Source organism: Mucilaginibacter rubeus (genome assembly GCF_003286415.2).
Lineage (GTDB): Bacteria > Bacteroidota > Bacteroidia > Sphingobacteriales > Sphingobacteriaceae > Mucilaginibacter > Mucilaginibacter rubeus_A.
The window spans coordinates 7,433,638-7,447,069 of the sequence record NZ_CP043450.1 but is presented as its reverse complement, the minus strand read 5'-3'; the positions used below and the strand labels follow the sequence as shown (position 1 = coordinate 7,447,069).

Sequence of the window (13,432 nt, the reverse complement as noted above, 5' to 3'; positions counted from 1 at the left end):
TTTAGGTTTATAATTGGTTAGAACGCATTCCTGCCCAACAGGAGTGCTTCTTTTTTTTATACCCTTTTTGAAAAGCGGAAAGCTTAATGCCTAAAGCCATTGATTTTGTTAAAACCCTAAAGCGATTTTTGAGTAACCTGTTTTGTTTGATTACTTTGCTTGGTATCCTGCACGCACCTGAAGCCAACGTGGTTTGTTGCTGAACGATATTCGCCCTTACCTCTTGAACCCACCATATAGCGCGTACAATATTGATCGGTACATAAAAACGAGCCTCCTCGCTGCACCTTCTTCTTTTGTCCGGGCTCCTGCGGATCATATGAATCTGCCGGACCTTTTGGGTTGCGGGCAACCACAGTTGGATTGAAACTATTATAATAGTCATTACGGTACCAGTCGGCACACCATTCCCAGGCGTTACCTGCCATATCATATAAGCCGTAAGCATTAGCCGGGTATTTTTTTACAGGGCCGAGACCTGTTTCACCATCCTCGGCATTGTCTTGGTTAGGGAACGATCCCTGGAATGTATTGGCCATCCACCGGCCATCCTGTTTTAACTGGTTGCCCCAGGGATATAACTCGCCGGCTTTGCCTCCCCTTGCAGCAAATTCCCACTCAGCTTCTGTAGGCAGCCGTTTTCCCGCCCATTTTGCATAAGCGGCAGCATCTTCCCAGGCCACCTGTACCACGGGAAAATTCTCTTTCCCTTTTAAGTCGGATCCAGGCCCAAGCGGATGCCTCCAATCGGCACCTTTTTTATATGACCACCATTGCGAAATATCGTCTAATGGCACTTTTTGATTTGGTGGGGTAAAAACAACAGATCCCGCAACCAGGTCTTCAGCAGGAACGCCCGGAAACTCTTCGGCTGTTGGTTTTTGCTCGGCCACGGTTATGTAGCCGGTGGCTTTTACAAACTTGGCAAACTGCGCGTTGGTCACCTCGGTTTTATCCATATAAAAACCATCAACCAATACCCGGTGAACAGGCCTTGCATCATCCATGGCTTCCATGCCGCCATCGGTCATGCCGGCAGGATTTACGCCACCCATACTAAATGTACCACCCGGAATCCAGGCCATATCGTTATCAGCTTTGTTAACCGATGTATTGCTCACATTAACAATGGTGGGCTGAAAAGACTCGCCTCCCTGGTGCATGTATAAAATACTATCCTCCCTGATCATGCCATTTTTAGTGCACGAAATAGCTACCTTAACTTTAAAACCAGCAGCGGCGGAAGTTGCAGTTGCAGGCCGCGAAGTTGCAGTATCAGTTTTGTTTTGATCTTTATGATCAGCGGTATGGCAACTCTGAAAAATCGCTGAAGACAGCAACAGTGCCGTTATAATTCCGGGAAGAGAAATATGCTTGCTTTTCATCAAATCCAAACTTAATGATCTTTACACAATCAGGAACATCATTTTTGTAAAGATTGTAGGATATAAAATATTTACCCAGCCGGCATTAATTACTTATGTCCCGTTTTTCATAATTTTATCAACCCTGTTGCATCAAAAAATGCAGCAACAAAAATGGACAGAAAACACTTCATCTCCTCATTAGTAACTGCCGGTGCTGTACTGTCAACTTCGGGGGCATGGGCCAATATGCCCGAACATCCTGTTGCTAAAGCCGGTCATCAAATACCCCCCTATTTAAAACCGGGAGATACCATTGGCATTATCAGCCCTTCAGGCTATATGAGCCTGGCCGAAATTTTACCGGCCATGCAACTCATGCAAAGCTGGGGCTTTAATATTGCTATAGGTGACAACACAGGCAAAAAGGATTTTACATACGGCGGGACAGATGAAGAACGCACAGCAGACCTGCAGCAGATGCTGGATGATCCGGAAGTTAAGGCCGTCATGTGTGCAAGGGGCGGTTATGGCCTGGTCAGGGTTATTGATCGTTTAAATTTTAAATACTTTAAAAAGCACCCTAAATGGCTCATCGGCTTTAGTGATATTACCGCGTTACATTGCCATATTAACCGTAATTTCGGGATTGCAACCATCCATTCAAAAATGTGCAACAGCTTTCCGGACGACTGGACAAAAGCTGATGCCATGCAGGTTGCCACTATTCAATCCATCAGGCAGGCGTTGACCGGCGAAAATCTTAGTTATTCTTCGCCTGCAGTTGCACAAAACCGTTATGGGAAAGCCGAAGCGATCCTCGTAGGTGGAAACCTGAGCCTGATCGCGACACTGTCAGGTACACCATCTGATTTGCGTACCGACGGCAAAATCTTATTTGTTGAGGATACCCATGAATACCTTTACAACATCGACCGTATGTTCTGGAACCTGAAACAAAGCGGTAAACTTTCAAACCTGGCCGGGCTTATCATTGGCGGCTTTCAACTTAAACCCGATATTGAAGGCGAAGAATTTGGCCACACCATTTATGATATCGTTACAGAAAAAGTAAAGGAATACACCTATCCCGTTTGCTTTGACTTCCCGGTAGGCCATCAGAAAAATAACTTCGCGCTTAAATGCGGAGCACTGCACGCCTTTGAGGTTAATGCAGAGGGAAGCACATTAAAAACAATTTAAAACTGTTCAAACTTTCATAACCAGTTTTTTACCGTAAATGCGGTTTGCTTCCATCAGGCGATGGGCTTCCTGTACAGTTTGTACGCCAAGGCTACCGATAACATTTACAGCAGGGGCATCTATTTCGCCCGTTTCTATTAAATGCGCTAAGTAATTAAGGCTTTCCCCATACCATTTAAGATTATTTTCTATCGCGAAGGCATAAGCCGCAATATTCAGGATATTAGCCCCTTTATCAAATAAAATCTCACGGGTTGTTGATGTACCTAAAAAAGTAATGTCAACGTAAGTCCCGTTCATTTTTAACACATCCGCTGCCATTTCGGCCATAACGCCTCCAACAAGATCTACAGCGTAATCAAATTGACGACCTTTGTTCGCGGCAATAAGCAGGCCCTTCAAATCCGGCTCATGGTAATTGATTATCTTCCCGAAACTAATGCCGAGTTCCTGCAAGGCGGCTACACTATGTTTGTTCCCGGCAGTGGCTATTATATTTGTGACACCGTTCGCTTTTAATAGTTTTATCAAAAATCTGCCTACCCCACCCGCAGCGCCATTAATAAAAATACTATCCGAACCTGCCGCCTGCATCCTGTTGAAACTATGCCAGGCTGTCAATCCGGATGAGGGAATAGCCGTAGCTTCTTCAAAACTAATATTTTGAGGTTTGCGACCAATCATCCGGTAATTCAACGCCATTAATTCGGCATAGCTGCCGTTTGAACCACGACTACCGGCCAGCGCCATTACCTCATCTCCGGGCTCAAAACCAATAACATCCGGCCCCACTTTTATTACAATGCCCGAAAGTTCCCGGCCTAAAACAGGTGACCGCATCAGCCTGCTTTCGCGCAGGCCCAAACGCATTTGAAAATCAATTGGATTAAATGCGGCGGCTTTGATCTGTATCAACACTTCGTCATTTTTAACTGCAGGGGTATCCAGATGAGCCTCGTTAAAGTTAGATACATCACCAAAACCATTCAATTGTATTGCTTTCATAAACATTGCGCATTAAATTTGTCGATGCCCAAAACTAAGGCTCAGGCTGTTAAATCATCCCTACTCCCTTAATTGGGAGCAACTCACAAAAAAAGGAGTGCTTTATTATGATCAAGGAAAACTCATCAAACGCTATAAACAAAGCATTCCTATACCGGTCATGCCGTATAAACGGGGCGCTTGATGCCATTGCCGGCAGGTGGAAAGCACTTATTGTAATCCATATATCTGAAGGGAACGATCGTTTTAGCCTGCTGAAAGGAGTTATGCCGGGTATAACAGATCAGACATTGGGCAAACAGCTGAAGGAATTAGAAGCATCCGGGCTGATCAGCAAAACTATAATCCCGGCGGTTCCTGTGCGGGTTGATTATACGCTTACTCCAAAAGGACAGGCACTATTGCCCATTTTAGCTAACCTATCCGAGTGGAGCGATATGTAGTCTGGTTTACTTTAGATTTTCATCAAAGTCAATAAACAAATCTGCTTGATCATTATCGTAAACAGCTCCGGCTATAATACTTTGCCCGGTTGTTCCGGGATTGTTGCCATGCCCCAGCGGCCATGAACCTTTTGAATTGGTAACCCCAAAACCGGCATAGGAAGCTGCCTGTAAAGCAAAATCGGTACAGTTATTTTTTGATAAGTGATACTCTAATCCGTCGTAATTACGGGTAAGCTTCAGGATCCGTTTAAAGCGGCGCTCAGTTATAAACTTGCCCATGACCTCGTCCCACTGATGAGCTTCGTCGTTTTTAAAAGTGCCTGAAGTTTCAGGCTCCCATGGCGTGGCCGAAAATATGTTATCCTTTTTGGGATAAAACCCGAAAGAAACAGAAACCGAAGTTGAATCGGTATTATACTTAATAAGCGTAATAAAAGTATGCCCCGTATTAGCTCTTACAAATACAGTCGGTTTACCGGGTTTGGGCTGCTTTACGTGAAATAACAAAGCATAGGCCGCCGCTTTTTTCCCATCATCAAAAGTGCTTACAATACGGTTGTACGTGATTGATTTACTTTTCTTTTCCTTTTTATCCTTCAGTTGAACAGGGTTGTTTACAAAAACCGAATCATCCTGGGTATTGATAGCCAGCAGACCGCTGTTTAAGCGTAATTGCCTGCCCGTGGTATCTGTACCCGAAGAATCAGAAGCTGCGGGTAAAAGACTACTGCCGTCGTTTTTAACTGCCATCGCTTTAAAAAAGCATTTCATAGCCAAGGGGTACAAATGCAGCTTGGCAAATACATTGGCCAGCTTATAGTAAGTTTTAACCTTAGCCTGGTTATAGTTTGCCTCATTGGTGTTGGTTACCGATAGATCCTTTAAATAGGTAAGCAACTTTTTGCGGCCTGCATGGGTATCCAGTTGACTTTCCAGCTCTGTTTCAAAGCCGACATCAGTTTTATCGGTAACAGGCTTGTTTAATATAGGCCCGGCGGCTAAGCTTATCGGATAACTTTCATCGATGATATTATGGGCAGAGGTATCGTGCTGCAGGTTTAGCTTATACTTTACCGCGGCAGATAGCTGAGCTGATACCGGAAGCCTGAATGATATAAAAACAATGATTAAAAAAGCACTGAATAAATATTTTATATGATGAGTAGTCATGATCAATTTTAAGCTTGTGATAGTTTGTTGTTGAAATAATAACGAAGGGGAGAGCGGTTTTTATTTACCGGCAACAACAATAGCGGGGTTGGCTATAGCTTAAAAAACGAAAACATGGCGAAGTGTTTTTCATATCTACACAAACGTAATAACATTTTAAATAGTCTACAATTTTAGTAGATTATTTTTCTTTAAACTTGTATCGTCGATATCTCAATAAAAACAATGGATCAATACGCTTTAATTACAGGAGCCGGTAAAGGCATCGGGAGGTCAATGGCTATATTACTTGCTCAAAAAGGATATAACTTGCTGTTGGTTTCCCGGTCGGAGAATGATCTCATTGCCTTATCCGCTCAAATAAAAACCGACTATAAGGTTAAGGCTGATCACCTTGCCATTGATCTTTCTGGCGCGGGCGCGGCCCTCCGGGCCTTTGACTGGGCTAAGAGCTTAAATGTACCCGTATCGATATTAATAAATAACGCGGGGCTTGGTGTTTGGGGAAATTTCCATGAATTAGATTTGGCCGCGCAAACCGGCATGATGCAGGTTAACATGAATGCCCTTACCGAGCTTTCATATTATTTCATTCCAGTTTTAAAATCACAACAACAGGCGTTTATCCTCAACGTATCCAGCACCGCGGCCTACCAGGCTGTGCCTACACTGGCGATTTATGCGGCCACTAAAGCATTTGTTTTATCATTTAGCCGGGCTTTAAGATATGAGCTTAAAAACACTTCGATAGCTGTGAGCTGCTTATGCCCGGGCCCTACGGATACCAGCTTCGCTCAGCGCGCGGGAATGGAGGCCCTGGCCGAACTGGCAGCAAAATTTAACATGAAAGCCGAGGAGGTTGCAGCAATTGGTATAAAAGGCATGTTCAATAAAAAAGCCGAAATAGTTCCCGGATTTTTAAATAAACTTTCGGCAGTAGCAGCAACACATAGTCCTAAAAGCCTGATTGAAAGGGTAACCGCCGGATTGTACAAGCATTAAAAAATATTTTCATAAATATTTGGACTGATTAACAATTTGTTTACATTTGCATTAGTCTACTAAAAAGATAGATTTAATATACATTGAACAACAAGCACAACATATTATTTGCATACCCTATGCGAATGCCCTTGATAACAAGGGTCATGTGCAGCTGTTGTTGTTAATTTCCCTCAAAGAGGACCAGTTCCTTTCCTAAAACCGCCCCGGCGGCATCCAGCGTTTACAATTTCATTTTCCAGGTACTTTAATATCTTTTCCACCACATGGCAACGTCATATCAAAAATTCACATTAGGCTCAACAATTACGCCCGAACAACAGGCTTTTTTCAATCAGCACGGCTTTATCCATTTCAAAAATTTCATTAAGCCCGAAACTGTTACCGACATTATTAACGCCTCAAAACAGGTTGAAACAACCTGGCTAAATAACAACACCGAAAAGGTGAATGGCGTACCTATCAAATACGGTAAAGACCTTGACGGATCGCCCATTGTGCAGCGTTTTGCTTTTATCAATCAGCATCACAGCTTGTTGGATGAATTTACCAAAGATCCCCGTTTCCAGGTATTGCTTAACCTGATTGGCGAGGGTTCCCGGCTGGGAACAGATGAAAAGGACGGAATGGTTTTTAACCACTATGTAAACGGCCCTGAAAGCAGCTTTTCTAAAATGGGCTGGCATACTGATGGCCTGCGTGATATTTTTCACGGGCAGAAATTAAACCCGATGCTTAATGTTGGCATCCACCTGAGCACCCTGAAACCGGAGAACGGTGGTTTACGCATCCTGCCCGGTACACATAAACAAAACCTTTACCAGATGCTTTTCCGTAAAAAGTACTTCCTTGATCATGATACCGACGAAAATGAGGTAGCTATTATCCCCAATGCCGGCGATTTGACCATACATGATGGCCGCCTTTGGCATCGTGTGGCCCAGTCAACCGTAATTGGTGAAGCAAGCCGCCGCAGGGTAATATATATCCCCATCATCGCCGGTAAATACGAGCCGAAGCACGCCGACAGCCCTACCGCCTTTTATCAACGTTTTGCAAGTATTGTTAAGTAAAAAATTTATGTTAATAGCCTTATTCGTTAGTTATCTCATCCGCACCGGGAAAATATCAGCCCTGAAGAGCTTTTTTACAGAGCGGGCACTGGTTAAAGTCCCGGTAAAATAAAAAACATGTCTTTGCGAGGAGCCGCATTGGCAAAGAGCATCTGGGGCGACGTGGCAATCTCGTAGCTATACAGATCGCATATGCATAAGCTACGAGATTGCCGCGCTTCGCTCGCAATGACATTTTTTTATTTGATCATTTATTTTAAACACATACCCGCCGCCGCTCGGCTCCAGCCGGGTGGCAGTTATTTCCAGGCATCTGGCCTGTGTACACCATGCGGATTGACGCCGGCCAGAGGCCGTCTTGATAGTTGCCACCCGGCTCCAGCCGAGCGGCGGCGTAGGATTTATAATTATCTGTTTTACTTCAACCACACAGTTTGCGTATACGCACCATTAACGGCGGCATCCCAAACTTCAAGTCGTGCCCATTTGCGTCCTTTCATGTTCAGCACCTTGCTAAATATTTTTGTGCCGAACGCGTGGGTTGAAGTAAGATCAATCCGTTCCCGGTATACTTTTTTTCCATCGCCCGAAATGATCTCAGCAAAATTTAGTGGGAATGTCCAGCTGGTTTTAAAGCTGATGGCGCATTTTCCGTCGGCCGGGATAGCAATGGTTTCGCCGGATGAATGGCCATTTACTGTAAAATCTTCTATCAAAACCTCGCCCGTGGTGGAAAAGAATTTGCCTTGTTCCAGCACATCCAGTACAGGCTGCCAGCCATTTTTATATTCCGGCTGCTTGGCAAGTTTCAGGTAGTTTACATTGAGGTGGGCGTACATTTCGTTTTCAGGCTCAATAGTGAACAGGTCGGCTTCGGAGAGTACTTTCTTTTTCAGGCCCCAATTGTTCATGTCATCCATCAGGTCGAATACACGTTTCCCTAAACGAGGCTCCGACAGATCGGCTGGTAAGGCTTTCCAGGCCGCCCCTAAAAACCTATCTGATAGGTAAAAATCTTCTTTTTTGTAAGCATCCGGAAATCCGGTAGAGCCTTTTGTACGGGCATGCGCTGTCCAGGCCAAACCGTTTTCGGCTTTGAGCAGATTTAACATATCGGTTTTATCGCCTATATGGTAAACTTTACCATACCCTGCATTCGTGCTTTCAAAAGGTGTACCTGCCTTGCGCGACATGATCCAGTAAACCGGCTTCGGAAAAAACGCCAGCCAATGACCACCAAAAAACTCATTTGGTTCTTCGCCGGGCAGCAGCAAAAAGTTTTTATCAGACAAACGGTTGCATTGGTCAAACAGGGCTTTCAGTTCTTCAAGGCGCTGCTCATCCGGGCCTTTAGGATGAGCTGTATAATGAAACTCGGCCAGATGAACGATATTAATCCCCTGGCGCTTTAAAACCTTCACAAACGACGGACTATCAGGCACCGGCTTGCCCGCCAGTACAACACTCATGATAAACTCGTTATGAAAGTGACTGGCCATGGTCTTATAACCGGGAAGTGGTTTGTAGCTATCATCATGGGTAAATTGCTTCACCTTATTCAGCAAATTATCAGCACCATCTGTACCCAGCAGGCAAAAAAAGTTGAGCCGTTGTTTGGTTCCCGGAGGCGCGTTAAACCATGGCACAAAACGCTTATCGCCCTGTAGTTCCTGCCTGATGCCAAGCCCAAAGCCAGGAAGCAGACCGCGGTAATTATTGCCATACCATACAAACTTGAGGTTAAAGGCTTCATCCAACGGATAAAAATACTGGTGCGGAGCAGGGAACACGGCGATGCCCGCTTTATCATTTGTACCGATGATGGTACGATATTTTACAGCAAGGTTTTTAGCGGTATCCGGCTTATTAACATCATTGGTTTGCAGGTGTTCATAAACATCGCTGTAGCTTATTGCTTTAACAGGTTGCGCCTTAGCCACCAAACCCGCCTCATACAAAATAGCCGTCGAATCAATTTGGGTTGATACAACTGCTGCTACGTTAAATAAAGGTTGCCCGTTGTAGAGTGTGAGCTCCAGATCGCCTTTAAAATTGGGGGCTTCCAACCCTGGCAAAGTAACTATTGTACGTGTGCCTTTGCTGCTTACGCTGATTGATTTTTTATGAAAACCTACCTTATAAGAATGGTGGGGCTTAAGTGGTACTTTATCAAAAAAGATGTTCCAGCCATTTTGAGAAACAAGATCACGCTTGCCTTCTGTTAGGATAAATTGCGGATCAACATTTTCAATCACCGACTTATAAACTCCGGCTTTACTTAGTTGAACGCTGCTGAATAACGGTTCATCATTTTTTAAGTTTAAAATAAGTCTGCCGTTGCTGTTAGTCCCCGCAGGCCAGGTTACCGTGACGTTTGAGGTATTTACCTTTACACTTACGCCGGCAGCCGGTTTAAAGTTTTTATCGCTCGCTACCTGTGCTCCCGACTTAAAAAAAGTCAGTGACAGCAATCCGAAAAGAACAAGATGTTTTAATTGATGAATCATACGCTTATTATTTAGTTACTACCGGCCAGCCATTTTGATACTTAACTGGGCTGATACACATCACCCTTCCCTTTTCTTTATGGGCTACTTCGATGGCATGATAGGCTATGAATTTATTCCCCTTTTCATCCGTAAAAATAGAGTTGTGGCCAGGGGCTGTATAAACAGCGTCTTTTACTAAAATAGTACTATTGAGGGTTTTATCACTTTCACCTAATCGTACAAACGGACCAAGCGGATTATCCGCCTTAGCTATCATCACAGCATAATTGGCCCCGGTGCCACAACAGTTATCACCCGAGTAATACAGGTAATAGGTACCGCTATCATAATCAAGCCATGAGCCTTCAACCAGGCTGCTGTAACTTTTATCCTTACCCGGCTCAACAACAACTGTTGGCTGCGAGCCATCTTTAAAGTCCGACCAGTCATCTTTCATTTCCTGTACCCGCAACGGCTGAAAATCCGATCCCCAATAAAGGAAGTGCTTCCCGGTTTTGGGATCAACAAAAGCTTTAGGGTCTATACAGTGAAAACTTGGGCCTTTCATAAAGGGTGTACCTCGGTCGGTGAATGGGCCAAGCGGATTATCGGCGTAAGCTATGCCCATCCATTTGCCGGTCAGCTCATTGGGATCGGCAGAAAAAAACATGACAAACTTGTTGAGTTTAGCATCGAAGAAAACATCAGGCGCCCAAAAGTTTTGCGTATTGGAAGCCCATGAAGGTTTTTGCGGCAGGGCGTCGCCTGCGTAGGTCCAATGCTCATGATCTGTTGACCAAGCCATCTGGATATTGATCATTTTCCCATCATCTCCCGGCGACTGGGTTGCATAAGCGTAATACTTACCATTATAGCTGATCACCGTAGGATCGGGAAAATCCCTATCAAGCACAACATGAATAAGGCCGCTATAAGGTGCTGCCTGTTTAGTTGGCTCAACTTGCTGTGCGTGGCTACGGCAGGCGGTTATGGTGCCCAACAGGCCAAGCATTAGGTAAGTAAAAAACTTCTTCATAGGTATAATTGGTTTAAAGGAGATATTGGCGAGGAACAGGACTTACGAAGTTTTAAAAACTTCGTAAGTCTGTAATAAACTGCCTCTCACGTATGATAAGCAGGTGGTGTGATAGGTTGAACGCGAGAGGCACATGTGACGTGGCCCTGCTTTAAATATTGGTTTCCGGATCCGGAAATCATCTGCACATCAGTACATTTGAAATCCGCACATCCTAAAAACTATCTACCGGTCAATTTCTTGATCAGGTTTGTTTCTTCCGGGATGTAGGCAGTACCATCCTTACGGAAAATATCATGGAACCATAGTTTAGGCTCTTTACCATCAGGCATTGGGGTATCCCAGGCGTAAATGGTATTGGTTTTACCGCTTACAAAACCCCAGTTTATAGCGCCCACATTTTCTTTTTTAAGCATTGGCAATACCGTGCCGAACAGACTGTTGCGCGGGCGGGCCATGTACTCGGTACAAATCAGCGGGCGACCGTTCATTTTCAAAAACTGTACAGTTTTCAGGTGTTCAGCTTCTGGAGTATAGTCATGATAAGTAACAATGTCTGAGTTAGCTATCTGAAATTTGTTTAATTCTTCCAGGTCCCAGCGCCATACGCCGGCACTAATTGGCTGACTTGGATTTACCTGCCTTGCCCATTTGAAAACGCTTTTTAGCAATGGTAACGAGCGACTGCCTTTGTCAGAGTTGCCCGGTTCATTGTATAAATCCCAAAGCAATACGCGTTTATCATTGGCGAAACGCTTCAATACATCTTTCACATATTTTTCAAGCACCGGCGAATTAGCCGCGTTATCAGATGCCGGCTGCCCCGGATCCTGCATCCAGCCTGAGTTATGAATACCTGGTTTTGGCTCTGGCTGCTTACCAACTTTAGGCACTTTGTTCCAGCAATCATCAAAAAATACAAACATGGTTTTAACGCCGTGCTTACTGGATATAGCCAGGTACTCGTCCATACGTTTTTTGAAACCTTCGGGGTCCTGCTCCCAGGCTAAATGGTGCAGGAATACGCGCATCACATTCATACCAATCCCCTGAGCATAGCCCAATTCTTTATCTATTGTTTTTGGATCGAAAGTATCGGCTTGCCACATCTCTAACTGATTGATGGCTGTGCTTGGAATAAAATCGGCGCCAACCAGCCATTGTTGCTGCGCGTACCATGTTTTTGCCTTCGCTTCAGACCATACCTGCGCCGGCGCTTTCTGCTGCGCCATTACCCTCATCCCCAATGGCATTGCCAAGGCAAGGGCCAATACTTTTAGTTTTGTTTGCATTTATATGTATTTAATAGTTTAATTCCGTTTTGTTTTTAGTTCAAGCGTCCACACCTACCAGCAACTACGAGCCGCCGCTCGGCTCCAGCCGAGTGGCAATTATCCCAAGGCCTCTGGCCTCCTACTCCAACTTCGGCGGCCAGAGGCCGCTTAATAGCAGCCACTCGGCTGGAGCCGAGCGGCTGCGAAGATTTTTATTTTTTTCTTCTTATTTCTTTTTCACCACTCTCCCCTTTATCATCCAAATCTCTGTCCCTTTCCCAAACGCGTTGGTTGATGTAAGCGCTATGATAGTATCATCATTAAGCACACACAACGCATTCCACAATCCGTGTTTGTTAAGCGGAATATCAAATGGCGTTGGTACACTTAGAAAATCTTTAGCATTGCTGTTACCCAAAGCTACCTGCATACAGGCTTGCTCCCAGTTATGGTTGCGGTTTTGGGTACTTTGATATGATAACACCGTTTCGCCGCCGTGCAGTTGCCTTAAATAAGGCGCGCCTGCGTAAACTGTATCTGGTAATTTCGGTGTGAGCGCATAAGTGCGTTCGGCATCATCGGGGCCTACCGTTTTTTTCCAGTTTTGGCCAATGTTGTTACGGATGATGGACGGCTTGAAAGTTGCTCCGGCGTTATCCTCTATCGAAAATACGATCTCATTTTTCCCTTTCAGGATAACCGGCACCGGCATACCATCCCGGTGATTTGGCCTGAAGGATACTATTTCGGGCTGTTTTGTCCAGCTTAGGCCATTATCTTTCGACCGGAATATAGAAATATTTTGCTCGTTTGATTTGGTATAAATACCCTCATTTGAAAAGAACAATTGGATCTCGCCAGATGGCAACTGAATTTGGGATGGTTCCCAGCAGCCATCATCAAAGTTGTAACGGGCTTCGTAAATCAGGCGCTCATCCTTCCATGTTTTGCCTTGATCGTAGCTTTTTTTGGTGCGGATAGCAAAGTGTTTAGTGGTATCCCAATCGCCGTTTACTTTATGTGGGCGTGGGTTGTATGATGCCAACAAGGAATGATCCTTTAGCTCTAATATTTCGGGCACCGCCATATTTACACCAGGTACAGGTTTGGCAATTACAACAGGCTCATCCCAGCTTTTACCAAGATCATTACTTGTGATACATTCAATTCCCCCGGCATTTTCATAAACACAAAACAGGTTGCCATTACTCAGCTGGATCATGCGGGCGTAATTGCCATTTTTGTTGCCCACCTGTTTTAAAGTGGTTTGATCCCAGGCAATAGTTTTATTATTAACGGCATTGTGTTGCCCCAGAACCATCACCGGGGCAAACACACCCATTAACCAAATGAATATCTGCCGCATAACC

At 44.7% G+C, this 13,432-nt stretch carries 11 protein-coding genes; 4 read left to right on the top strand and 7 right to left on the bottom strand.

Annotation, left to right across the window (positions count from 1 at the left end; translation table 11 throughout):
* Positions 1-116: 116 nt before the first annotated feature.
* Positions 117-1,385, bottom strand: a complete 1,269-nt coding sequence (locus DEO27_RS30620; RefSeq protein ID WP_223818093.1) for a formylglycine-generating enzyme family protein — start codon at positions 1,383-1,385, stop codon at positions 117-119.
* A 153-nt stretch (positions 1,386-1,538) separates the two neighbouring features.
* On the opposite strand from DEO27_RS30620, the gene DEO27_RS30615 reads away from it, so the two are divergent.
* Entirely contained in the window at positions 1,539-2,567 is a 1,029-nt protein-coding gene (locus DEO27_RS30615) for an LD-carboxypeptidase (RefSeq protein WP_112573046.1), read from the top strand.
* Positions 2,568-2,573: 6 nt separating this feature from the next.
* Here DEO27_RS30615 and DEO27_RS30610 read toward each other — a convergent pair whose 3' ends face one another.
* A complete protein-coding gene (locus DEO27_RS30610; protein ID WP_190295281.1) occupies positions 2,574-3,572 on the bottom strand; it encodes a zinc-binding alcohol dehydrogenase family protein in 999 nt (332 codons plus the stop codon).
* 107 nt (positions 3,573-3,679) lie between these two features.
* On the opposite strand from DEO27_RS30610, the gene DEO27_RS30605 reads away from it, so the two are divergent.
* The gene (locus tag DEO27_RS30605; protein ID WP_112573042.1) at positions 3,680-4,015 is read left to right on the top strand and encodes a winged helix-turn-helix transcriptional regulator; all 336 of its coding nucleotides are present in this window, start codon (positions 3,680-3,682) and stop codon (positions 4,013-4,015) included.
* A 6-nt stretch (positions 4,016-4,021) separates the two neighbouring features.
* Here the strand turns inward: DEO27_RS30605 and DEO27_RS30600 are convergent, their stop codons facing one another.
* Positions 4,022-5,188 (bottom strand): hypothetical protein, encoded by a 1,167-nt coding sequence (locus DEO27_RS30600; protein WP_112573040.1) that lies wholly within the window; start codon positions 5,186-5,188, stop codon positions 4,022-4,024.
* Between the two features lie 225 nt (positions 5,189-5,413).
* Here DEO27_RS30600 and DEO27_RS30595 point away from each other — a divergent pair, with 225 nt between their 5' ends.
* Together DEO27_RS30595 and DEO27_RS30590 are read left to right on the top strand one after the other, a co-directional pair.
* Positions 5,414-6,190, top strand: coding sequence for an SDR family NAD(P)-dependent oxidoreductase (locus DEO27_RS30595; protein ID WP_112573039.1), 777 nt, complete (start codon positions 5,414-5,416; stop codon positions 6,188-6,190).
* 266 nt (positions 6,191-6,456) lie between these two features.
* A complete protein-coding gene (locus tag DEO27_RS30590; RefSeq protein ID WP_112573037.1) occupies positions 6,457-7,263 on the top strand; it encodes a phytanoyl-CoA dioxygenase family protein in 807 nt (268 codons plus the stop codon).
* 416 nt (positions 7,264-7,679) lie between these two features.
* On the opposite strand, the gene DEO27_RS30585 is transcribed toward DEO27_RS30590, so the two are convergent.
* The 4 genes from DEO27_RS30585 to DEO27_RS30570 all read right to left on the bottom strand — a co-directional run bounded on the left by DEO27_RS30585 (position 7,680) and on the right by DEO27_RS30570 (position 13,428).
* Complete coding sequence (locus tag DEO27_RS30585; RefSeq protein WP_112570124.1) at positions 7,680-9,770, bottom strand: hypothetical protein; 2,091 nt, start codon at positions 9,768-9,770, stop codon at positions 7,680-7,682.
* A 7-nt stretch (positions 9,771-9,777) separates the two neighbouring features.
* On the bottom strand, positions 9,778-10,788 hold the full coding sequence (locus DEO27_RS30580; RefSeq protein ID WP_112570122.1) for a glycoside hydrolase family 43 protein: 1,011 nt from the start codon (positions 10,786-10,788) through the stop codon (positions 9,778-9,780).
* 221 nt (positions 10,789-11,009) lie between these two features.
* The gene (locus DEO27_RS30575; protein WP_208644800.1) at positions 11,010-12,080 is read right to left on the bottom strand and encodes a cellulase family glycosylhydrolase; all 1,071 of its coding nucleotides are present in this window, start codon (positions 12,078-12,080) and stop codon (positions 11,010-11,012) included.
* A 208-nt stretch (positions 12,081-12,288) separates the two neighbouring features.
* Positions 12,289-13,428, bottom strand: coding sequence for a sialidase family protein (locus DEO27_RS30570; RefSeq protein ID WP_112570120.1), 1,140 nt, complete (start codon positions 13,426-13,428; stop codon positions 12,289-12,291).
* Between the last annotated feature and the right edge of the window lie 4 nt (positions 13,429-13,432).

What these genes read in the sequence shown, in the direction of transcription:
- DEO27_RS30620 (WP_223818093.1), bottom strand. Translation starts at nt 1,385, where the DNA reads ATGAAAAGCAAGCATATTTCTCTTCCCGGAATTATAACGGCACTGTTG.
- DEO27_RS30615 (WP_112573046.1), top strand. Translation starts at nt 1,539, where the DNA reads ATGGACAGAAAACACTTCATCTCCTCATTAGTAACTGCCGGTGCTGTA.
- DEO27_RS30610 (WP_190295281.1), bottom strand. Translation starts at nt 3,572, where the DNA reads ATGAAAGCAATACAATTGAATGGTTTTGGTGATGTATCTAACTTTAAC.
- DEO27_RS30605 (WP_112573042.1), top strand. Translation starts at nt 3,680, where the DNA reads ATGATCAAGGAAAACTCATCAAACGCTATAAACAAAGCATTCCTATAC.
- DEO27_RS30600 (WP_112573040.1), bottom strand. Translation starts at nt 5,188, where the DNA reads ATGACTACTCATCATATAAAATATTTATTCAGTGCTTTTTTAATCATT.
- DEO27_RS30595 (WP_112573039.1), top strand. Translation starts at nt 5,414, where the DNA reads ATGGATCAATACGCTTTAATTACAGGAGCCGGTAAAGGCATCGGGAGG.
- DEO27_RS30590 (WP_112573037.1), top strand. Translation starts at nt 6,457, where the DNA reads ATGGCAACGTCATATCAAAAATTCACATTAGGCTCAACAATTACGCCC.
- DEO27_RS30585 (WP_112570124.1), bottom strand. Translation starts at nt 9,770, where the DNA reads ATGATTCATCAATTAAAACATCTTGTTCTTTTCGGATTGCTGTCACTG.
- DEO27_RS30580 (WP_112570122.1), bottom strand. Translation starts at nt 10,788, where the DNA reads ATGAAGAAGTTTTTTACTTACCTAATGCTTGGCCTGTTGGGCACCATA.
- DEO27_RS30575 (WP_208644800.1), bottom strand. Translation starts at nt 12,080, where the DNA reads ATGCAAACAAAACTAAAAGTATTGGCCCTTGCCTTGGCAATGCCATTG.
- DEO27_RS30570 (WP_112570120.1), bottom strand. Translation starts at nt 13,428, where the DNA reads ATGCGGCAGATATTCATTTGGTTAATGGGTGTGTTTGCCCCGGTGATG.